The organism is Streptomyces sp. NPDC085900 (genome assembly GCF_044540925.1).
Classification (GTDB): domain Bacteria; phylum Actinomycetota; class Actinomycetes; order Streptomycetales; family Streptomycetaceae; genus Streptomyces; species Streptomyces gilvifuscus.
This window is the reverse complement of record NZ_JBITSP010000013.1, coordinates 13,187-33,320: the sequence shown is the minus strand read 5'-3', so window position 1 is coordinate 33,320 and position 20,134 is coordinate 13,187. Positions and strand designations below refer to the sequence as shown.

Below are 20,134 nucleotides of genomic sequence, written 5' to 3'. Positions count from 1 at the left end.
AACCGTCCCTCTCATGAACAGGAGACCGATGGTGCCGGTCCTTCCTGGAGCCGAGCCGTTCCGCCACGAAGGCGGCGAGGTCGGCGTCCTCCTCTGCCACGGCTTCACCGGGTCACCCCAGTCGCTGCGCCCCTGGGCGGAGTATCTGGCCGAGCGCGGCCTCACGGTCTCGCTGCCTCTGCTGCCGGGCCACGGCACCCGCTGGGAGGACATGCAGCTCACCGGCTGGCAGGACTGGTACGCGGAGGTGGACCGCGAACTGCGCGCCCTCGTCGAACGCTGCGAGCAGGTCTTCGTGGCCGGCCTGTCCATGGGCGGCGCGCTGGCCCTGCGGCTGGCCGCGAAGCACGGGGACGCGGTCAGCGGCGTCGTGGTCGTCAACCCGGCGAACAAGGTGCACGGCCTGTCCGCCTACGCCCTTCCGGTGGCCCGGCACCTCGTGCGGACGACGAAGGGGATCGCCAGCGACATCGCCAAGGAGGGCAGCACGGAGCTGGGGTACGACAAGGTGCCGCTGCACGCGGCCCACTCCCTGCGCAACTTCTTCCGGCTGGTCGACTCCGAGCTGCCGCAGGTCACCCAGCCGCTGCTGCTTCTGCACAGCCCGCAGGACCACGTGGTGCCGCCGGTCGACTCGGCGCGCATCCTCGGCCGGGTCTCGTCCCGGGACGTGCGCGAGGTCCTGCTGGAACAGAGCTACCACGTCGCGACGTTGGACCATGACGCGGACCGGATCTTCGAGGAGAGCCTCGCGTTCATCGGCCGGCTCGCAACCGGTGTCGGCAAGGAAGGGACGGCCGCAGGTGGCTGAGCACGACTCGGACCGCGAGGACCGCGAGCCGGAGGAGCAGGGCGTCCCCTTCGACGAGGAGGCGGCCTGGGCGGCGATCGTCGCGGGGTACGGCGAGGAGCCGAAGGACCCGCCGGGCACGAAGCCGTTCAAGTCGGTGGAGGACCTGGCGCTGCTGGAGCCCGAGCCGAACGACTCCGGGGCCGCGACGGCGCCGAAGCCGGAGAAGCCCGTGAAGCCGCTCGGCGGCTCGGTCTCCTTCGCGCCCGGCGTCGGCCCGCGCGACCACTCGGCGCCGGAGCCGTCCGAGGACGACTTCGACGAGGACGACGAGGGCCACTTCGAACCGCCGGAGCCGCCGCCGCTGCCGACGGCCGACGCGACCGCCAAGTTCGCCTGGCTCGGTGTGGTCGGCGGCCCGGTGCTGCTCCTGCTGGCGGTGATCCTCGGCTGGGACATGACGTGGTGGCTGGCCACGCTCGGCGTCGGCGGCTTCCTGGGCGGTTTCGCCACGCTGGTGATGCGGATGCGGACGGACGAGGAGGACGACGGCGACCCGGGGCGGGGCGCCGTGGTCTGACGCGGTCCGCACAGAGACGGCAGGGCCCGTCCGGAGATGTTCCGGACGGGCCCTCGCACGTCCGGACGCGCCTCGGGCGCCGAAAGGGAACTCGACTCCGCCGATCGGCGAAGGAGGGGTGAACACCCTGAACGAGCCCAAGCCTTCGAGACGTTCGGACGAACGAAAGGAGCCCCGATGACCGACGGACCACCGGGCACCGGCACCCGCGACGAGGATCGCGAGGACAGCGACGCCCGCGTGATCGCGCGGTCCCGGGACGAGCCCGAGCAGTTCGCCGCGCTCTACGACCGGCACGCCCACGCCGTACACCGTTACGCGGCGCGGCGGCTCGGTCCCGAGGCGGCGGAGGATCTGATGGCGGACACCTTCGTGACCGCCTTCCAGCGACGCCATACGTACGACCTCACGCGTGCCGACGCCCGCCCGTGGCTGTTCGGCATCGCGACCAACCTCGTGGGCCGGCACCGCCGGGCCGAGGCGCGCCGCTACAAGGCGCTCGCCCGGCTGCCGGAGCCGGTGGAGCACGAGGAGCCGGTCGCGGAACGCGCGGTCGCCAGGGCCGGTGCCACGGGGGTGCGCCGGGAACTGGCGGCCGCGCTGGCCGGGCTGTCCGCCCGGCACCGCGACGTCGTACTGCTGGTGGCCTGGGCCGGCCTCGACTACGAGGAGGCCGCCGAGGCCCTCGGCGTCCCGGTCGGCACGATCAGATCCCGGCTGCACCGGGCTCGCAGCAGATTGCGCGAAGCACTGGGCGGAACCGATCCCACGGCTTTCCGAGAGGCAGACGCCCATGCGTGACATCGACGAACTGCGCGAACTGCGCGACTTCGACGCGGGGGCTCCCCCGCTCGACGAGGAGACCCGGCGCCGGGTGCGCTCGCGCCTGGTCGCCGCGATGAGCGACCCCGCCCCGGCCGTCCGGCCGCGCCGCCGCCCCGTCCTGCGCGTCGCCCTGACCGGCGCGCTCGCCGCCGCGGTGGCCGCCGGTGTCCTGGTGGCGGTGCGGCACGACGACGGCACCGGCGCGCACCGCACGGCCAACCCGCCGGCCACCAACGCACCGGCCACCAGCGCCCCGCCCATGCGGAACGTGAGCGCGCAGCTGGTGCTCAACAAGGCCGCCGCGTACGAGCGCGAGCACGAGCGGACGGTCACCCCGCGCGACGACCAGTTCATCTACACCAAGGAGATCATCAAGGAGACGAACCAGAAGACCGGCGCCACGAAGAGCTACGTCGACGAGGACTGGCGCTCGGTGGACGGCTCCCGGCGGTCCTGGATCATGGAGATCGGCAAGGGCTGGTGGTCGCCGCCGCTGAAGGCGGACGAGAGCGTCTGGCCGCCGCAGGACTGGGGCACGTTGCGCAAGCTGCCGACGGACCCGGAGAAGCTGATCCTCGCGATCGAGAACAGGTTCTTCGGCCTGCACGTCCGGTCTCTCGACGACATCGGCGATCAGGAGTGGTCGCAGATCCACTTCAGTCTCGCCGGGCTGCTCAAGCTCGTCCCGGTGATGCCCGAGGGGCTGCGGCCGGCGGCGTACGAGGCGCTCGGCATGGTGCCCGGGGTGAAGGTCGTCCCGCACCAGAAGGACGCCAAGGGCCGCGTCGGCGTGGCCATCACCTACGACGACCCGACACTGCCGAAGGGGACCGCGGGCTTCGGCGGCTACTTCGTCTTCGACCCGGTCACGTACCGCTTCCTCGGCTTCCGCGACACCCGTACATCGGGTGACGGGGCGGCGATGAAGACGTACACCCAGCTGTCGTACCTGGACAGCTGGGCCGTCGTGGACAAGGTGAAGCAGCGGCCGTAACTAGGCGGCGGGCACCCTGAGGGCGGCCAGGACCGGGAGGTGGTCCGTGGCCGCCCTCAGGTCCGTCTCCGTCACGCCGGGGACGCCCAGGGGAACGCCGCAGCCGAGGACCTCGACGCCCTTGGTCGCGAAGATCGCGTCGATGCGCTGGAAGGGCGCGGCCGGCGCGAAGGTGTATTCGCCGCCCCAGGGAGCGGTGGCCCAGCAGTCCTGCAGGCCCTCGGTGAGGCGGGTGAAGGCGTGTCCGGTGGGCCGGTCGTTCAGGTCGCCCCCGGCGATGGCGTGGTCGACGCCCAGGCCCGCGAGTCGGTCCAGGAGCATGCCCGCCTGCTCGTGGCGCTCGTCCCGCTGCAGGGAGAGGTGGCAGCTCAGTACGCCGACGCGGGCCGCGCCGAACCGGACGACGGCGGTGGCGAAGCCCCGGCGGTGCTGGCCCGGGGTGAGGGGCAGGAGCACGTCCTCGGTGCGCTCGACGGTGGCGCGCAGATGGCACAGGATCGCCGGTCCCGCGGCCGTGGCACCCCCGGTGAGGACGACCTGGCCGGAGGCGGCCGCGAGGCGGGCCAGCTTCTTGCGCCAGCGGAAGAACCGCGGGGCCTCCTGGACGAGGACCAGGTCGGGGGCACAGGCGCCGATCACCCGGGCGAGGGCGTCGGTGTCGTCGCGCATCGAGCGGATGTTGTAGCTCAGGACCCGGATGACGGCCGAACCGTCCGGCTCGGTGTGGGAGTTGGGCAGCTGCTCGCTCGTCTCCATGAGATCAACATACGACGATGCCCGCCGTCCCGAGGCGGGGCGCGGCGGGCTCATCTCGTACATGGTCCGGTCGGCTACATGATCGGGTCGGGTTCCCGGGCCAGGTCCGCCGCGCCCACCAGGCCCGCCTCGTTGCCGAGCCGGGCCGCGATGACGTCGGCCACCGGGCGCCAGTTGCCGCCCACCAGCCAGCGCTTGTAGGACTTGCGGATCGGGTCGAGGACCAGTTCGCCCTCGTCGGAGAGGCCGCCGCCGACGATGAACGCGGAGGGGTCGAACAGGGAGGCGAGGTCGGCGAGGCCGGCGCCGACCCAGCGGGCCAGCTCGCGGTAGGAGTCGACGGCGACCGGGTCGCCCTGGCGGGCGGCGATGGAGATGTGCTTGCCCTCGATGCCGTCGGGGGTGCCGTCGCCGAGGGCGAGGAGGGTGTCGGCCCGCTCGGGGGTGGCGTTGGCGCGCTGCTTGGCGTACCTGACGAGGGCGCGCCCGGAGGCGTACTGCTCCCAGCAGCCCTGCGAGCCGCAGCCGCACAGCAGGCCGTCCGGGACCATCCGGATGTGGCCGAACTCGGCGGCCACGCCGAAGTGTCCGCGGCGCAGCTTGTTGCCGATGATGATGCCGCCGCCCAGGCCGGTGCCGAGGGTGATGCAGATGACGTTGCGGTGGCCCTTGCCGGCGCCGAACTTGTACTCGCCCCAGGCCGCCGCGTTGGCGTCGTTCTCGACCACGACGGGGAGGCCGACGCGGGCCTCGACCTTCTGCTTCAGCGGCTCCTGGCGCCAGTCGATGTTCGGCGCGAAGTAGACGGTGGAGCGCTGCCGGTTGACGTAACCGGCCGCGCCGATGCCGACACCGACGATCTCGTGCCCGGCGCGCGCGCCCTCCACGGCGGAGGCGATGGCGTCCACGATCGCCTCGGGCGTGCCCGGGGTCGGCACCTTGTGCGTGGAGAGGATGTTGCCTTCCTCGTCGACCACGCCGGCCGCGATCTTGGTACCGCCGATGTCGACGCCGATGGTGAGTCCCATGAATCCCTCAGTTCGGTCGAGCCCCGCTACGGCCAACCGTACCCGAGGCCCCGGCGCCGGGGTTCCCGCCGTCCGCCGGGCGGACAGGCCGTGGGACGCCCGGGGCGTCAGTCCAGGTCGATGCGCTGGCCGGGGCCGGTGCCGTCGTCGCCCCCGCGGTTCTCGTCCAGGTCCTTGTGCAGGTCGGTCGGGCGGCTGGTCCAGCGCCGTTCCTGGGCCTGGACGGCGGAGCGGTAGGCGGCGAGGAGTTCGCCGCCGGCCGCGGCCAGGTGGTCGAAGACGTCGGGGTTGCGCTCTATGACGGGCTCGACGGCGGCCTTGGCCTGCTGGACGACCTGCTTGACCACCTGCTGGGCGGCCGGCCCCGCGACCGCACCGAGCAGCGGCGACTGGATCGACGACAGCTTCTCCGACACCACGTCGACGAGCTTGCGCAGTTCCTCGGTGGCCGACACCGGCGGCTGCCCGTGCTCGGCCCGGCGGCGGGCCTTCTCCGCGGCGAGGTCCTCGGCGCACGCAGTCGCCCAGGCGTCGGCGTCGGTGGCCCGCACCTCGTCGAAGGCGTCCTTCTCACCGGCATCCGACGGGGGGAGCTCTTCGCTCATGACGGACTCCTGACTACGGTTCGTCCCTACGACGTTACCCGAACGGGCGTATGTCGTTCACTGCCTCGCGGGCCACAGAGCCGGGTCCGGCGCGAAACGGATCCGCAGCTCGCCCTCGCGCAGCGCGGCCCCCTCGACGGTGCAGCGGCGCAGGGCCGAGGGCAGGGGCACGATGCGGCGGAAGGCGCCCGCGGTGACGACGAGTTCGTCGCCGCGCCGGATCAGGTCCAGGTCACCGCGTATCGCGCCGGGCAGCGGGATGTGCCAGACGAGCACGCCGTCGGCGGCGAGCCGGTCCACGACCGGCCACTCGACGGTGGAGGTCGTGTCGTTGACGCCGGGCACCGGCAGCGCGGCGAGGTCGTCGGTGCCGCGCGGGTCGCGGCCGAGGTGGTGCACCGGCCGTACGTCGTACGACTCCCGCCATTCCTCCAGTGCCTTGCGCTGCTGGGCGAGGGGTCCGGCCAGCCAGCCGTCCGCCGCGGACTCGGGCAGCACCCGGTTGGCGACCAGGGCGTCGGCCCGCAGGCCGCGCAGGGCGAGGGCGAGGGTGGCGCTCCGTACGGCGTCGGCCCCTGCCGGTCCGGGCTCGGCGACCAGCCGTACGACGGTGCCGCGGTCGGCGAGCACGGCCTCGACGGCGCCCAGTTCCAGGTCCCACCGGGCGGCGGTCTCGTACAGCCACTCCGAGGGCATGGGGACACCGGCCAGCCTGCCGAGGACGGGTCGCAGGGCGCGGGCCGCCTGCCGCTCGGGCGGCAGCAGCCGGCGCAGATAGCGGCGCAGTTCCTCGGGCAGGGAGAGCAGGGCGAGGGCCTGCGCGGTGGCGGGGAGGTCGACGACCAGCAGGTCGTGCGCCTCGGCGAGCGCCGCGTCGCGCAGCGCCCGCAGCAGGGTCAGCTCCTCCGCCCCGGGCAGTGGCGTGACCTCCTCGGCGTCCAGCCGGGAGGCGCCGAGCAGGTTCAGGACGTTGGCCGCGCGTTCCTGGAAACCGGTGAGGTCGTCCCGGAACCCGGCGGTGGCGTCGGGACGCCAGGCGGTGAGGTTCGGGGCGACGGTCGTGGGGGCCGCGCCCGTGGTCGCGCCGAGGGCCGTGCCCAGGGCGTCGGTGCGGTCGGCACTGAGCACCAGGGTGCGGGTGCCCTCGCGGGCGGCGGCCAGGGCGGTGGCGGCCGCGATGGTGCTACGACCGCTGCCGCCAGGACCGGTGATCAGGATGGTGCGCATGATGGTGAACGGTACCTGCGCACGCCCCGGGCAAACCGCCGCGGCTACTTCTCCCCGGACTCGACCCGCTTCTTCAGACCGGCCAGCGCCCGGTCGATGATGACCTTCTCGGCCTTGCGCTTGATCATGCCCAGCATGGGGATCTTCACGTCGACCGTCAGCCGGTAGGTGACCTCGGTCGCGCCGGCCCCCGCCGGCTTGAGGATGTACGAGCCGTCGAGCGAGCGCAGCATCTGGGACTTGACCAGCGTCCAGGAGACCTCGTTCTGCCCGCTCCACGTGTAGGCGAGCACCTGGTCGTCCTTGATGGCGCCGGCGTCCATCACGAGACGGACCTGTTCGGCACGCCCCTGGGCGTCGGTCTGCAGCACCTCCGCCTCCTTCACCTCGCCGGTCCAGTCGGGGTAGCGCGCGAAGTCGGCGATCACCCCCATGACATCGGCCGGTGCCGCCTCGATCGTGATGCTCGAGCTGGTGTGTTCCGCCATCGCCGTGGCTCCTCCAGATGCGGGCCGGTAAAGAGGTCTGCGTGCGCACGTGTGTGCAGCGTGAAGGCTACCGCGCACGTGAGCGCCCGAGTTCACCCCCTGCCCGCGTTCACCGGCCATTCCAGCGCCCAGGGCCTGCCGGTCCCCGCGAAGTGCCCCACGTTCACGCACTCGGTGACCCCGATCCGCATGCGCCGCACCAGCGGCTGGTGGACGTGGCCGAACAGGGCGTAGCGGGGCCTGGTCCTCCTGATCGCCTCCAGCAGGGCCACGCTCCCCCGCTCGAAGCGGCGGGCCACCGTGTCGTAGACGAGCTCGGGCACCTCCGGCGGGATGTGCGTGCAGAGCACGTCCACCTCGCCGACGGCCTCGATCTTCGCCGCGTACTCCTCGTCGTCGATCTCGTACGGCGTGCGCATCGCGGTGCGCAGGCCGCCGCCGACGAAGCCGAACGTCCAGCCGCCGATCTCGACGCGTTCGCCGTCGAGCACGGTCGTTCCCGGCCGGGCGTACTCCGGCCAGAGGGTCGGCATATCGACATTGCCGTACGTGGCGTACGTCGGCGCCGGAAGGGCCGCGAACATCTCGGCGTACTGCTTGCGCACCGCCTTCTCGATCGCGGTGCGCCGGTCCGTGCCGATGCCCGCCCACAGCCGGGCACCGAACTCGCGCGCCTCCTCGAAGCGGCGGGCGGTGCGCAGTTCGACGATGCGGTCGGCGTTCTCCGTGCCGAAGAGGTCGGGGAAGATGCCGCGCGAGTGGTCGGCGTAGTCCAGGAAGAGGACCAGGTCACCGAGGCAGATCAGGGCGTCCGCGCCCTCGCCGGCCCGGGCCAGGTCGCGGGCGTTGCCGTGCACGTCGCTGACCACGTGGACGCGTGTCGTGCGCCTGCCGTCCGGTGTGGATGCCATGACGATCAAGGGTAGGCGTGTGCGGTGTACGTGAACAGTGGCGAGCCGCCCTGCGGTTACTGGCCAGTCAGTTAGCGGGTGGACTACCGTACGCGAAGGAACACCAAACCGTGTGACGCAGCGAACATCTCGTCGGGACCCCCTGTCGAAGAAGCCATACCGGCGGGTAACGTCCGGGCAGTCCACAGTCGTGCCCAGGTTTTCAACCATTGATCGCCCGGGCACCTGCCCGAGCCTTGGACCGACCGTCGCATCACACAACGTCGTGGCGCCGGCGCCCTATGAGGAGCAGCAGTCTTGCGCGAGTTCAGCCTTCCGGCTTTGTACGAGGTCCCTGCGGACGGCAATCTCACCGACATCGTCCGCAGAAACGCCGCGCAGCACCCCGATGTCGCCGTCATCGCCCGCAAGGTGGGCGGTACCTGGCAGGACGTGACGGCCACGGCCTTCCAGGCCGAGGTGCGCGCGGCCGCGAAGGGCCTCATCGCCTCGGGCGTCCAGCCCGGCGACCGGGTGGCTCTGATGTCGCGCACGCGCTACGAGTGGACGCTGCTGGACTTCGCGATCTGGAGCGCGGGCGCCGTCACCGTGCCGGTGTACGAGACCAGCTCGCCGGAGCAGGTGCAGTGGATCCTGTCGGACTCGGGGGCCACCGCGGTCGTCGTCGAGCTGGACAACCACGCGGCCGCGGTCGAGTCGGTGCGCGACCGGCTGCCCGCCCTCAAGCACGTCTGGCAGATCGAGGCCGGCGCGGTCGAGGAACTGGGCGAGCTCGGCAAGGGCGTCACCGACGCGATGGTCGAGGACCGCAGCTCGCTGGCGAGAGCCGACGACCCGGCGACGATCGTCTACACCTCGGGCACCACCGGCCGCCCCAAGGGCTGCGTGCTGACCCACCGCAGCTTCTTCGCCGAGTGCGGCAACATCGTCGAGCGTCTGCGGCCCCTGTTCCGCACCGGCGAGTGTTCGGTGCTGCTGTTCCTGCCCCTCGCGCACGTCTTCGGCCGGCTGGTGCAGATCGCCCCGATGATGGCGCCGATCAAGCTCGGCTGCGTCCCGGACATCAAGAACCTCACCGACGAACTGGCCTCCTTCCGGCCGACGTTGATCCTCGGCGTCCCGCGCGTCTTCGAGAAGGTCTACAACTCGGCGCGCGCCAAGGCGCAGGCGGACGGCAAGGGCAAGATCTTCGACAAGGCCGCGGACACCGCGATCGCGTACAGCAAGGCGCTGGACACCCCCTCGGGTCCCTCGCTCGGTCTGAAGATCAAGCACAAGACGTTCGACAAGCTGGTCTTCAGCAAGCTGCGGGCGGTGCTGGGCGGGCGCGGCGAGTACGCCATCTCCGGCGGTGCCCCGCTGGGCGAACGCCTCGGCCACTTCTTCCGCGGCATCGGCTTCACGGTCCTGGAGGGCTACGGCCTGACCGAGTCCTGTGCGGCGACCGCCTTCAACCCCTGGGACCGTACGAAGATCGGCACCGTCGGGCAGCCGCTGCCGGGTTCGGTGATCCGGATCGCGGACGACGGCGAGGTGCTGCTGCACGGCGAGCACCTGTTCAAGGGGTACTGGAACAACGAGGCCGCGACGGCCGAGGCGCTGACCGACGGCTGGTTCCACACCGGTGACATCGGCACCCTCGACGAGGACGGCTACCTGAGGATCACCGGCCGCAAGAAGGAGATCATCGTCACCGCGGGCGGCAAGAACGTCGCCCCGGCCGTGATCGAGGACCGCATCCGGGCGCACGCGCTGGTCGCGGAGTGCATGGTCGTGGGCGACGGGCGGCCGTTCGTGGGCGCGCTGGTCACCATCGACGAGGAGTTCCTGGGCCGTTGGGCCGCCGAGCACGGCAAGCCCGAGGGTGTGACCGCGGCGTCGCTGCGCGAGGACCCGGATCTGCTCGCGGCGATCCAGGACGCTGTCGACGACGGCAACGCCGCGGTGTCGAAGGCGGAATCGGTGCGGAAGTTCCGCATTCTGTCCTCCCAGTTCACGGAGGAGTCGGGCCACCTGACGCCCTCGCTGAAGCTGAAGCGGAACGTGGTGGCGAAGGACTACGCGGGCGAGATCGAGGCGATCTACGCGAAGTAGAGCGCCGGCCGGTTCAGGTGTCCTCGGCGAGGACCCGTGCCATCGTGCGCTCGGCGAGCGCGGTGATGGTGACGAACGGGTTCACGCCGATGTTGCCCGGCACCAGCGAGCCGTCGGTGACGTACAGCTTCGAGTACCCCTTCACCCGCCCGTAGTCGTCGGTGGCCCTGCCGAGCACGCAGCCACCGAGCGGGTGGTAGCAGAAGTCGTCGGCGAAGACCTTGCTGGAGGAGCCGAACAGGTCGTAGCGGTAGATGGTCGCGTTGGCCGAGTTGATCCGGTCGAACAGCTTCTTGGCCATGGCGACCGAGACGGCGCTCTGGGCCGCGGTCCAGCCCAGCTTCACCCTGCCGCTCGCGGAGTCGTAGGTGAAGCTCGCCCGCTCGGGGTTCTTGGTGATCGCCAGGTAGAGGCTGACCCAGGTCTCCAGGCCCGTCGGCAGCGGGGCGATCTCGGCGAAGACGGGGTTGTCGGCGTTGGCCCAGTCGTCGATGCCCATGACGGGCATGGTCGACTGGTTGGCGCCGGTGGTGTCCCAGAGGTGGTTGGCGCGGCCCACCATGGTGTTGCCGTTGGTGCCCCAGCCCGCCCCGACGCTGGAGTTCAGCGCGGGCAGCGCCCCCGTGTCCCGGGCCCGGACGAGGAGTTCGGTGGTGCCGAGGCTGCCGCCGCCGAGGAAGAGGTACGTGCAGCCGTACTGCTTGGTCTCCACGACCGCGCCGGTCAGGTCGATGCGGTCGGCGGTCAGCACCCAGCTGCCGTCGCTCGCCCGGCTGATGGAGCGCACCTTCTCCAGGGTGTTGATGGTGACGTTCCCGGTGCCGAGCGCGGCGGCGAGATACGTCTTGTCCAGGCTGCGCTTGCCGTAGTTGTTGCCGTAGATGACCTCCTGTCCGAGCGCGGACTTGGTGGCCGTGCCGGCCGCCTCGCGCTGCATGTAGGCGAAGTCGTAGACGCTGGGCACGAACGTGGTCTTCAGACCGGTGTTCTGGGCGTGCTTGCGGGACACGCGCGTGAACCGGTACCACTCGGTCGACTCGAACCACGTGGGGTCGACGGTGTTGACGCCGAGCATGGAGTTGGCCCGCGGGTAGTACGTGCGGTACATCTCGTCCGCGTCGACGGTGGGGAACTGCTCCGCGAAGTACGACTTCAGGGGCGTGACGGCCATCGAGCCGTTGACCAGGGAGCCGCCGCCCACCCCCCGCCCGACGTAGACGGACATGTTGTCGTAGTGCACGCGGTCCAGGGCGCCGGGGTAGGGGCTGATGTCCTTGTTGACGACGTCCAGCCACAGGAAGGTGGCCAGCGGGGCCTCGGTGCGGGTGCGGAACCACATGGAGCGCTGGTCCGGGTTGGCGGTGGAGCAGAACACCTTGCCGTCGGAGCCCGGGGTGTTCCACAGGCGGCCCATCTCCAGGACCAGGGTGCGGATGCCGGCCTGGGCGAGGCGGAGGGCGGCGACGGCGCCGCCGTAGCCGGAACCGATCACGATGGCGGGCGCGTTGTCGACGGCCGCCGCTTCCTCGGAGGCATGCGCGGACTCCAGACCGATGCGGGTGAGACCGGCCGCGGCGGCGGCCTGGAGGGCCGCCATGCCCAGTATGTGACGTCTCGTCAGCTGACGCTGCATCAGTTTTGCTGTCATGCGCGCAGCATGGGCGGATTATCGGGTTCCGGCTAGGGGCCTATAGCAGCGTCTTCAACTTTTCCGCCAGCAGGTCCCAGCGCCACTTCTCCTCCACCCACTCGCGCCCCCGCTCCCCCATGCGGCGCCTGAGTTCCGCGTCCCCGAGGAGGACGACGATCCGCTCGGCCGCCTCCTCCGCGGAGCCGCCGCGGACCACCCAGCCGGTCTCGCCGTCCAGCACGGCGTCGGGGGCGCCGCCCGAGTCGCCGGCGACCACCGGCAGCCCGGTCGCCGACGCCTCCAGGTAGACGATCCCGAGGCCCTCGACGTCGAGGCCGCCCCGCCGCGTCCGGCACGGCATGGCGAACACGTCCCCGGCGCCGTAGTGCGCGGGCAGCTCGGACCAGGGCACGGCTCCCGTGAACCGCACGGAGCCGGCGACGCCGGTCTCCTCGGCCAGCTTGCGCAGGTCCTTCTCGAAGGGCCCGCCGCCGACGATCAGCAGGACCGCGTCCGGCTCGGCGGCCAGGATGCGCGGCATCGCGAGGATGAGGGTGTCCTGGCCCTTGCGCGGCACCAGCCGGGACACGCACACGACCACCGGCCGATCGGTCAGCCCCAGCCGCGCCCGTACGGCGTCGCCGCCCGAGGCCGGATGGAACACCTTCTCGTCGACGCCCGGCGGCAGCTGGACCATCCGCCCGGCCGCCGCGGGCGTCAGGGCGGAGGAAATCCGCGAGCGCGTGTACTCGCCGAGGTAGGTGACGGTGTCCGTCGCCTCGCCGATCCGGCGCAGCAGCTGCCGCGCGGCGGGCAGCTGGGCCCATCCCGCCTCGTGCCCGTGGGTCGTGGCCACCAGCCGCTCGGCGCCGGCCCTGCGCAGCGCCGGCGCCATCAGCCCGAGCGGCGCCGCCGCCCCGAACCACACCGACGTACAGCCGTGCTCCCGCAGCAGCCCGACCGCCGTACGCGTCGCCGCCGGCGTCGGCAGCAGCATCGTCGTACGGTCGCGTACGACGGTGAAGGGCTGCTCGGCGTCGAAGGAGGCGGTCGCCTCGACGCCCTCCCTGCTCCGCTTCCACGTGGACGCGTAGACGACGAGCCGCTCGGGGTCGAGCCGCAGCGCCATGTTGTGCAGGAACGCCTGGATGCCGCCGGGGCGGGGCGGGAAGTCGTTCGTCACGATCAGGGTCTTGCGCACGCCGCCGACCCTATCCAAACGCCGCGACGCCGGCCGGTCCGGCCCGTCCGCACAGCGGCGTCCGGCCACGTTTATGGCAAGCACACAGCCGGGCAGGACATCATGTTCCCCTCAAGACGGTTGCGGACAGGCAGGGGCTCAGGTGGACAGTGCGGGTGCGAGGCGGTCTTTCACAGGCCTGCTGATGACCTGGGGTCTGACCAGGCTGGTGCTGCTGCTGTGGGTGTTCAAGGTGTGGGTCTTCCCGGGCCCCGACGTCACGAGCGACGTCTCGGTGATCTACCAGGGCTGGTACGACGTCCTGCGCACCGGAACGTTCCCGCTGGGCGACGTCACCTGGCAGTACCCGCCCGCCGCCGCCCTGGCGATCCTCTCCCCGGCACTGCTGCCGTTCCTGCAGTACGCGCAGGCCTTCTTCGTCCTGGCCTGCCTCGCCGACCTGGTGGTCCTGTCGCTGCTCGGGTACGCGGGCGTGCGTCCCGGCAGGACGCTGCGCGGGGCCTGGGTGTGGGTGCTGGGCCTGCCGCTGCTCGGGCCGACCGTGTACGCCCGCTACGACGTGATGGTGACCGCGGTGGCCGTGGCCGCACTGCTCGCCGGGGCCCGGCATCCGCGGGCGGCGGGCGTGCTGGTGGGCATCGGGGCGATGCTGAAGGTGTGGCCGGCGGTGCTGCTGCTCGGCGTCCGCAGGCGGAGCACCTGGGGCTGGGCGGCGGGGACCGTCGCCGTGGTGGCGGGGCTGTTCGCGATGTTCATGCCGGGCGCGTTCGAGTTCCTGACCTTCCAGAAGAACCGGGGCACCGAGGTCGAGTCGCTCGGCTCGCTGGTCATCCACGTCGCCCGCCACTTCGGCGCCTGGGACGGGCAGGTGCTGCTCAACTACGGCTCCATCGAGTTCCTCGGCCCGTGGGTCACCGCCGTCAGCACGGGCGCCCTGTTCCTGACCGGCGTCGCCTTCGGCTGGCTGCTGCTGTGGCGGCTGATGGCGACCCGTTTCCTGCCGACCACCCTCGCCGACGCGGCCTTCGTGGCGGTGCTGATGTTCACCGTCACCAGCCGGGTGATCAGCCCGCAGTACATGGTGTGGCTGGTCGGCACGGCCGCCGTCTGCCTGTGCTTCCGCGGCAGCCGGATGCGGGCGCCCGCCTGCCTCGCGCTCGCCGCGTGCTTCGTGACGGTGCTGGAGTTCCCGCTGTGGTTCCAGCACGTCGTCGCGAGCGACACCCGGGGCATCACCCTGCTGCTGCTGCGCAACGGCCTGCTGGTCGTGGCCGCCGTGGTGGGCGCGCGGGAGCTGTGGCGCTCCACGGTCTCCCGCGAGCCCGTGCCCTCCGTGCCCGCTCAGGCGAGCCGCACGAAGGAGCCGTCGACCCCCGCCTGACGCGGGGCCGGGCGACGGATCGGCGCACGGGCTCCGGCGCGTTCTCGCGCCGAGGCCACAGCCGTCCCCGTCACGCGGGGGCCCCATGCGAGGGTGCCGCCGGCTCCCCCGGTTCGACCCGGCCGGAAGAGGGTCCTCGCAGTCGCCCGGATCCGTCCCCGAGGCGCCGTGCGGCCCGCACGAACAGCGTGCCGGCCACCGCGCACTGCACCGCCATCGCGAGCGCCAGCGCCAGGCACACGCCGGGCAGGCCGAGCCCGGACAGCCCGTAGGCGAGCGGGAGTTGCAGTGCCGTGCCGAGCAGCGTCACGCGCAGCAGCACCGGCGCTCCCCCGCTGCCCTCGAAGACCCCGCCCAGCGCGATGAAGCAGGCCATCAGCAGCAGGTACGGCCCGACGCAGCGCAGGAACAGCACCCCGGCGTGCGCGACCTCGGGCCCGGCGCCGAAGGCGGCCATGACCCAGGGCCCCGCGACACCCAGCAGCGCGACGGCCGCCACCGCGACCGCCCCGGAGAGCAGCACGGCCTCCCGGCCGATGGCCCGCCGCTCGTCCCGGCCCGCTCCCCGCGTGTGGGCGGTGTGGATCGACGCCGCCTGCCGCACGGAGTAGAACGCCATGGTGGCGACGTACATGACCTTGTACGCGATCGCGTAGGCGGCCACCGCCGTCACCCCGAGCCGCGCCACGACGGCGACCAGCACCAGCGCCCCGCCCTGCCGGACGGTGAAGTCGGCGGACATCGGCAGCCCGGTTCTGAGCGTCCGGCGCAGTGCCCTGCCGGTCCCCTCGGCGGGCCGGGCCGCCGCGGAGTCGCGCAGCAGGGGGTTGCGCCGCAGCACGACCAGCCCCGCCCCCAGCGCCACGCACCGGCACAGCACCGTCGAGGCGGCGGCGCCCCGCACCCCGTACAGCTGGATCAGGAACGGGTCGCAGACCAGGATCAGCCCGTTGGCGAGCAGCGCCAGCCGCATCGGGGTCCTGGTGTCACCGGCGCCCTTGAGGATGCCGTCGAGGAGGTTCTGCGCGAAGAAGACGGCGATGCCCGGCAGGGAGATCGCGAAGTAGGCCACGGCGAGCGGGACGGCCGCGCCGTCGCCCCCGCCCAGCACCAGCCGGGCCAGCGGCTCGCGCAGCAGCAGCCCGGCCACCACGACCGCCGGCGTCACCACCGCGCACAGCGCCCAGCCGCCGCGCACGGCGGCCCGCACCGCCCCCGGGTCCCGGGCGCCCCTGGCGTGGGCGACCAGCACGGTCGTGCCGGAGGCGAACACCAGCGAGACGCCGAGCAGCACGTTCTCGGTGTTGGTCGCGACGGCCACGGCGGCCACGGCGGCCCCGCCGAGCCGGGAGACCCAGACCGTGTTGATGATCCCGGCGGCGACCGTGGCGAGGAGCGAGAAGTAGACCGGGCGGGCGAGCGTGACGAGCTGCCGGCGATGAGCGTTCATGAGACGACCCCCTCGAAACGAGCTACCTCGATTAGAGGTAGCTCGATAAGAGGTATCATGGCGTCATCGCGCCCGCAAGGAGGGAAGAACGTTGCTGGAGCTGTCGATCCTCGGCTTCCTGGCCGAACAGCCGCTGCACGGCTACGAGTTGAAGGAGCGCATCAAGGCGCTCAGCGGCCACGTCCGCCCGGTCAGCGACGGCGCCCTCTACCCGGCCCTCACCCGGCTGGTCGCCGCCGGCAAGCTCGACCAGCACACCGAGCCTGGCGCGAGCGCGGCCCCGCGCCGCATGCTCTCCCTCACCGGGAAGGGCCGTGAGGATCTGCTGGAACGCCTGCGCCACCCCAAGCAGGCGGAGATCACCGACCACGTCCGCTTCAACACCCACCTGGCGTTCCTGCGCCACCTGCCCGACCCGCACGAGCAGGCGGCCGTCCTGCGCCGCCGGCTGGAGTTCCTCGAGACCCCGTCCAGCTTCTTCTACGACGGCGGCAGGCCGGTGCGCGCGGAGGAGTCGGGCGACATCTTCCGGGAGGGCATGCTGCGGGTGGCGCGGGCCACCGGCGAGGCCGAGCGGGCCTGGCTGCGGGAGGCCATCGACCGCCTGGAGCAGGGCGGTTGAGGCAGCCCCGGCTCAGCCGAGTTCCACCCGCAGATAGTCCCGCCACTGCTCGGTGAACTTCTCCGGCGTCGTCCCGAGCACCTTCTTCATCGCGCCCTCGACCGACCCCGCCCGCACCTTGTGGTCGCCGACCGCGCGGTAGAACTCCCCGAGCCGCGCCTCGCCCCACCGGGCGGCGATCAGCCGGCAGGCCAGCCAGCCGCCCTCGTAGGCCTGGGCGAGCTTCGTCGCGTCGCCGCTGAAGCCGAAGTCCTTGTCGGTCGGCAGCGCCGACGGCAGCCGCCCGTCGTCGACCGCGTGCGCCAGCTCGGGCGCCGCCTGGCCCGGGGTGCGGCCGGTGCCGAGGTAGCCGATCCAGTCGGCGTACCCCTCGGACAGCCACAGCGGCGTGGCGGGGGTGGTGTGGGCGCGGGTGGCGACATGGGTGGTCTCGTGGGTGAGCACGACCTGCTTGCCGAGGGGGCCGAGGAGGGCGTACGCGTCCGGGTTGACGATGACGCGGTCCGCGGGGGCGCTCGGCGGGCCGCCCACCTCGCCCGTGGTGACCGCAGCGATCCCCCGGTACTGGGAGGCGGGCGAGCCGAGCAGCCCCGCCATGCCCTGCAGCGACTTCGGCGCCTCGACGACGACGTGCCGCGTCCAGTCGGTGCCCCACGCCCCCGACACCGCCGGTACGGCGTGGTCCGCGAGGTCCGCGTACATGTGCAGCTGCTCGCTGGAGGAGCCGGTGCCCAGGACGAGGCTGCGCTTTCCCCGTACGACCGTCACCGGGCCCTGGTCCCACAGCTGCTGGGGGGCCTTCGTGGCGGGCACGTCCGCGCTCACGGACCACTGCCCGCCCGGCCGCCGGGACAGGGTGAGGGTGCGGCCCACGGTGACGGGGGCGTTGTCGTAACCGAGGATCCGGTAGCGCAACTCGGCGTCGGCGGTGGCCTCGTCGCCCCTGCGGTGCAGGCCGGTCACCCGGTACGACCAGGAGGCCAGCGGCACCCCGCGCAGGTTCTCGAACCAGCCGAGCGCGCCCGTCCTCAGGAAGGCCGCGCGGTCGCGGTCGAGGACGGCGGTGGACCGCCGGTCCAGGACGCGCTGCAGGTCGGCCCGGCCGCTGTCGCCGGCCGACTGCCCGGCGCAGGCCGCCAGCCACACGAGCAGCAGCACGAGCGCCACCGCCCGCCACCTCGACACCCGCCCACGACCAGCCACTTCCCGATCGTAAGGCGGATTCGGCGCCGAGGTCAGACCCTGGTGACGGACGACACCGGCATCATGTTGACGGGGTCGTAGCGCACGGGGGCGCCCGGATAGGGCGCGTGGATCACCTGACCGTTGCCCACGTACATCGCCACATGGCTGGCGTCGGACCGGTAGACGACCAGGTCACCGGGTTGCGCCTGGGAGAGCGGGACCTGGTGTCCGGCGTACCGCTGCTCCTGCGAGGTGCGCGGCAGATGGACACCGGCGTGCGCGTACGACCACTGCATCAGGCCCGAGCAGTCGAAGCCGGAGGGGCCGGTGGCGCCCCAGACGTAGGGCTTGCCGAGTGCGGAGCGGGCCGCGGCGATGGCGGCCGCCGCCCGGCTGTCGGGCGGGACGACACCGCTGAGGTCGGGGATGTCGTCGCGGCCGGAGCGGGAGGCCCGGTCGTAGGCGGCGCGCTCCGCGTACGGCAGGGAGTTGAGCAGTTCGCGGGCCCTGGCGAGCTTGTGCTCGACGGTCCTCTTGTGCAAGATGACCGCCTTGCGGCTGCGCTCCAGTTCGGCGAGCTTGCCGGCGGCCTCCGCGCGCTCCTGGGCGAGTTCGCGCATCGCGGACTGCAGCTCCTTGAGCTGGCCGGCCTGGCGGGAGCTGATCCGGTCGAGGACGGAGGCCTTGTCGAGGTAGTCGGCCGGGTCGTCGGAGAAGAGCAGGGCGACGGTCGGGTCGATGCCGCCGGAGCGGTACTGGGCGCCGGCCAGCGAACCGAGCGTCTCCCGCATGGAGTTGACGCGCAGCTGGCGGCGGGCGATCTGGTCCTGGGCGTCGCGCACCTCGCGGCGCAGGGTGTCGACGGTCTCGTCGGCCTTGTCGTAGGCCTGGGTGGCCTTCTCGGCCTCCTCGTAGAGACGGTCCACCTCGGCCTTGGTGTCGCCGTGCGGCGCGGCGTTCGCCGGCACGGCCCCGAGGGCGGCGGCCGCGGCGGACAGCACACACAGGGCGGCGCCGGCGCCCCGGTTGAACCCGGACGACGGTGCAAGGCGGCGATGGGACCCCACGCGACCCGCGCTCCTTCCGTTGGCGACAGGAACTGCCTCTCCGCCGTGGCGGGGAAACGCGGCAGACAGTAGCCCCGCGGAAGGGCCCCGGCCAAAGACCCCAGCGGCAACACACAGTGACGCCCCGCCTCTGACGCAGGTCATCGGCGGGGCGTGGGGTCAGCGCAAGTTGTCGTAATTCGCCCGTTCGGGGGTCGTGTTGTGACCGGGTCGACGGGGAACCGGCGTCAGATCCGGACGCCGAACTGGAACGGCATGTTGCCGATCGACTCGTAGCGCACGTTGGTGCCGGTGCGGGGGGCGTGCAGCACCATGCCGTTGCCGGCGTAGAGGCCGACGTGGTGCAGGTCGCTGTAGAAGAGCACGAGGTCGCCGACCTTGAGCTGGCTCTGGCTGTAGATCCTCGTGCCCGCGTTCGCCTGTGCCTGCGAGGTGCGGGGGATGGTGACGCCGGCCTGGGCGTAGGCCCAGGAGGTCAGGCCCGAGCAGTCGTAGGCGGCGGTGCCGGTGGCGCCGTAAGAGTAGGGCTTGCCGATCTGGGTCTGCGCGGCGTGGAAGGCGGCGGAGGCCCAGTTGGAGGCGGAGGTCGAGTTGCCGAGGTCCACCCGCTCGCTCGCGCTGCGGCTGGCCCGCTGGTCCGCGGCGGCGAGGGCGGCACGCTGGGCGGCGGTCAGGGAGTTGAGCAGCTTCTGCGCCTGGGCGAGCTTGCCCTGGACGTCCTTCTTCTGGGCGGCGAACGCGGCGCGCGTGTCGGCGAGGTCCTTGAGCTTGTCGGAGGCCTCGGCGCGCTGCTGCGCGAGCTCGCGCTGCTTCTCCTGGATCTTCTTCAGCGCCTCGACCTGCTGGGCGCTGAGCTGGTCCATGGTGGACGCCTTGTCCAGGTAGTCGTCGGGGTTCGACGACAGGAACAGCTGGACGGAGGAGTCGATGCTGCCGGTGCGGTACTGCGCGGCGGCCGCCAGGCCTATGGAGTCGCGGAGCTCGTTGAGCTCCTCCTGGCCGCGCGCCACGTTGTCCTGGATGGTGGAGATCTCCTTCTGGAGCTTCTCCTGCTTCTCCTTGGCGCCGTTGAGCTTCTCGGTGGCCTGCTCGGCCTGCTCGTAGAGCTTGTCGACCTTCGCCTTGACCTCGTCCTTGGAGGGCTTCTCGCTCGGCGCCGCGTTGGCGGCGTTCGCGCTGAAGGCAACGGCTGCAGCGGCTGCTGTGGTGAGCACGGTCACACGCGCTCGGCTCGGCTGCTTGGGTCGACGGTGGGACGCCACGGAGGTGAACTCCTTCTTTTGAGTGATCACCCGCTCGG

At 72.2% G+C, this 20,134-nt stretch carries 19 protein-coding genes; 7 read left to right on the top strand and 12 right to left on the bottom strand.

The window, feature by feature from the left end:
* Positions 1–31: 31 nt before the first annotated feature.
* The 4 genes from ACIGDI_RS35085 to ACIGDI_RS35070 all read left to right on the top strand — a co-directional run bounded on the left by ACIGDI_RS35085 (position 32) and on the right by ACIGDI_RS35070 (position 3,189).
* Complete coding sequence (locus tag ACIGDI_RS35085) at positions 32–811, top strand: alpha/beta hydrolase (RefSeq protein WP_399905935.1); 780 nt, start codon at positions 32–34, stop codon at positions 809–811.
* Positions 804–1,370, top strand: coding sequence for a hypothetical protein (locus ACIGDI_RS35080; RefSeq protein ID WP_200698940.1), 567 nt, complete (start codon positions 804–806; stop codon positions 1,368–1,370). The genes ACIGDI_RS35085 and ACIGDI_RS35080 overlap by 8 nt, the downstream gene beginning before the upstream one ends.
* Before the next feature lie 177 nt (positions 1,371–1,547).
* A complete protein-coding gene (locus tag ACIGDI_RS35075; RefSeq protein WP_399905407.1) occupies positions 1,548–2,171 on the top strand; it encodes an RNA polymerase sigma factor in 624 nt (207 codons plus the stop codon).
* Positions 2,164–3,189, top strand: coding sequence for a CU044_5270 family protein (locus ACIGDI_RS35070; RefSeq protein ID WP_399905404.1), 1,026 nt, complete (start codon positions 2,164–2,166; stop codon positions 3,187–3,189). The genes ACIGDI_RS35075 and ACIGDI_RS35070 overlap by 8 nt, the downstream gene beginning before the upstream one ends.
* Here the strand turns inward: ACIGDI_RS35070 and ACIGDI_RS35065 are convergent, their stop codons facing one another.
* The 6 genes from ACIGDI_RS35065 to ACIGDI_RS35040 all read right to left on the bottom strand — a co-directional run bounded on the left by ACIGDI_RS35065 (position 3,190) and on the right by ACIGDI_RS35040 (position 8,204).
* Positions 3,190–3,945 (bottom strand): endonuclease/exonuclease/phosphatase family protein, encoded by a 756-nt coding sequence (locus tag ACIGDI_RS35065; RefSeq protein ID WP_399905402.1) that lies wholly within the window; start codon positions 3,943–3,945, stop codon positions 3,190–3,192.
* Between the two features lie 74 nt (positions 3,946–4,019).
* A complete protein-coding gene (locus ACIGDI_RS35060; RefSeq protein WP_200698938.1) occupies positions 4,020–4,973 on the bottom strand; it encodes an ROK family glucokinase in 954 nt (317 codons plus the stop codon).
* Between the two features lie 107 nt (positions 4,974–5,080).
* Positions 5,081–5,578, bottom strand: a complete 498-nt coding sequence (locus ACIGDI_RS35055; RefSeq protein WP_399905398.1) for a DUF5304 domain-containing protein — start codon at positions 5,576–5,578, stop codon at positions 5,081–5,083.
* A gap of 57 nt (positions 5,579–5,635) precedes the next feature.
* Complete coding sequence (locus tag ACIGDI_RS35050) at positions 5,636–6,805, bottom strand: ArsA family ATPase (RefSeq protein WP_399905395.1); 1,170 nt, start codon at positions 6,803–6,805, stop codon at positions 5,636–5,638.
* Positions 6,806–6,849: 44 nt separating this feature from the next.
* Positions 6,850–7,293: an SRPBCC family protein gene (locus tag ACIGDI_RS35045; protein WP_200698935.1), complete on the bottom strand. Its 444-nt coding sequence runs from the start codon at positions 7,291–7,293 to the stop codon at positions 6,850–6,852.
* A gap of 92 nt (positions 7,294–7,385) precedes the next feature.
* Positions 7,386–8,204, bottom strand: coding sequence for a metallophosphoesterase (locus ACIGDI_RS35040; protein WP_399905391.1), 819 nt, complete (start codon positions 8,202–8,204; stop codon positions 7,386–7,388).
* A gap of 297 nt (positions 8,205–8,501) precedes the next feature.
* On the opposite strand from ACIGDI_RS35040, the gene ACIGDI_RS35035 reads away from it, so the two are divergent.
* The gene (locus tag ACIGDI_RS35035) at positions 8,502–10,298 is read left to right on the top strand and encodes an AMP-dependent synthetase/ligase (RefSeq protein WP_399905389.1); all 1,797 of its coding nucleotides are present in this window, start codon (positions 8,502–8,504) and stop codon (positions 10,296–10,298) included.
* Between the two features lie 13 nt (positions 10,299–10,311).
* On the opposite strand, the gene ACIGDI_RS35030 is transcribed toward ACIGDI_RS35035, so the two are convergent.
* Both ACIGDI_RS35030 and ACIGDI_RS35025 read right to left on the bottom strand, forming a co-directional pair.
* Positions 10,312–11,946, bottom strand: a complete 1,635-nt coding sequence (locus ACIGDI_RS35030; protein ID WP_399905386.1) for a GMC oxidoreductase — start codon at positions 11,944–11,946, stop codon at positions 10,312–10,314.
* 40 nt (positions 11,947–11,986) lie between these two features.
* Entirely contained in the window at positions 11,987–13,129 is a 1,143-nt protein-coding gene (locus tag ACIGDI_RS35025; RefSeq protein WP_399905383.1) for a glycosyltransferase family 4 protein, read from the bottom strand.
* Positions 13,130–13,271: 142 nt separating this feature from the next.
* Here ACIGDI_RS35025 and ACIGDI_RS35020 point away from each other — a divergent pair, with 142 nt between their 5' ends.
* Positions 13,272–14,510, top strand: coding sequence for a glycosyltransferase 87 family protein (locus ACIGDI_RS35020; RefSeq protein ID WP_399905380.1), 1,239 nt, complete (start codon positions 13,272–13,274; stop codon positions 14,508–14,510).
* Positions 14,511–14,580: 70 nt separating this feature from the next.
* Here the strand turns inward: ACIGDI_RS35020 and ACIGDI_RS35015 are convergent, their stop codons facing one another.
* Positions 14,581–15,960, bottom strand: coding sequence for an MATE family efflux transporter (locus ACIGDI_RS35015; RefSeq protein ID WP_399905377.1), 1,380 nt, complete (start codon positions 15,958–15,960; stop codon positions 14,581–14,583).
* 91 nt (positions 15,961–16,051) lie between these two features.
* Here ACIGDI_RS35015 and ACIGDI_RS35010 point away from each other — a divergent pair, with 91 nt between their 5' ends.
* Entirely contained in the window at positions 16,052–16,582 is a 531-nt protein-coding gene (locus ACIGDI_RS35010; protein ID WP_399905374.1) for a PadR family transcriptional regulator, read from the top strand.
* 12 nt (positions 16,583–16,594) lie between these two features.
* On the opposite strand, the gene ACIGDI_RS35005 is transcribed toward ACIGDI_RS35010, so the two are convergent.
* The 3 genes from ACIGDI_RS35005 to ACIGDI_RS34995 all read right to left on the bottom strand — a co-directional run bounded on the left by ACIGDI_RS35005 (position 16,595) and on the right by ACIGDI_RS34995 (position 20,096).
* Entirely contained in the window at positions 16,595–17,785 is a 1,191-nt protein-coding gene (locus ACIGDI_RS35005) for a hypothetical protein (RefSeq protein ID WP_399905371.1), read from the bottom strand.
* 32 nt (positions 17,786–17,817) lie between these two features.
* On the bottom strand, positions 17,818–18,834 hold the full coding sequence (locus tag ACIGDI_RS35000; protein WP_399905368.1) for an NlpC/P60 family protein: 1,017 nt from the start codon (positions 18,832–18,834) through the stop codon (positions 17,818–17,820).
* A 227-nt stretch (positions 18,835–19,061) separates the two neighbouring features.
* Positions 19,062–20,096, bottom strand: coding sequence for an NlpC/P60 family protein (locus tag ACIGDI_RS34995; protein WP_390629332.1), 1,035 nt, complete (start codon positions 20,094–20,096; stop codon positions 19,062–19,064).
* Positions 20,097–20,134: the final 38 nt, after the last annotated feature.

Coding starts and splice junctions, on each gene's coding strand:
- ACIGDI_RS35075 (WP_399905407.1), top strand. CDS start 1,548: ATGACCGACGGACCACCGGGCACCGGCACCCGCGACGAGGATCGCGAG.
- ACIGDI_RS35070 (WP_399905404.1), top strand. CDS start 2,164: ATGCGTGACATCGACGAACTGCGCGAACTGCGCGACTTCGACGCGGGG.
- ACIGDI_RS35065 (WP_399905402.1), bottom strand. CDS start 3,945: ATGGAGACGAGCGAGCAGCTGCCCAACTCCCACACCGAGCCGGACGGT.
- ACIGDI_RS35060 (WP_200698938.1), bottom strand. CDS start 4,973: ATGGGACTCACCATCGGCGTCGACATCGGCGGTACCAAGATCGCGGCC.
- ACIGDI_RS35055 (WP_399905398.1), bottom strand. CDS start 5,578: ATGAGCGAAGAGCTCCCCCCGTCGGATGCCGGTGAGAAGGACGCCTTC.
- ACIGDI_RS35050 (WP_399905395.1), bottom strand. CDS start 6,805: ATGCGCACCATCCTGATCACCGGTCCTGGCGGCAGCGGTCGTAGCACC.
- ACIGDI_RS35045 (WP_200698935.1), bottom strand. CDS start 7,293: ATGGCGGAACACACCAGCTCGAGCATCACGATCGAGGCGGCACCGGCC.
- ACIGDI_RS35040 (WP_399905391.1), bottom strand. CDS start 8,204: ATGGCATCCACACCGGACGGCAGGCGCACGACACGCGTCCACGTGGTC.
- ACIGDI_RS35030 (WP_399905386.1), bottom strand. CDS start 11,946: ATGACAGCAAAACTGATGCAGCGTCAGCTGACGAGACGTCACATACTG.
- ACIGDI_RS35015 (WP_399905377.1), bottom strand. CDS start 15,960: ATGAACGCTCATCGCCGGCAGCTCGTCACGCTCGCCCGCCCGGTCTAC.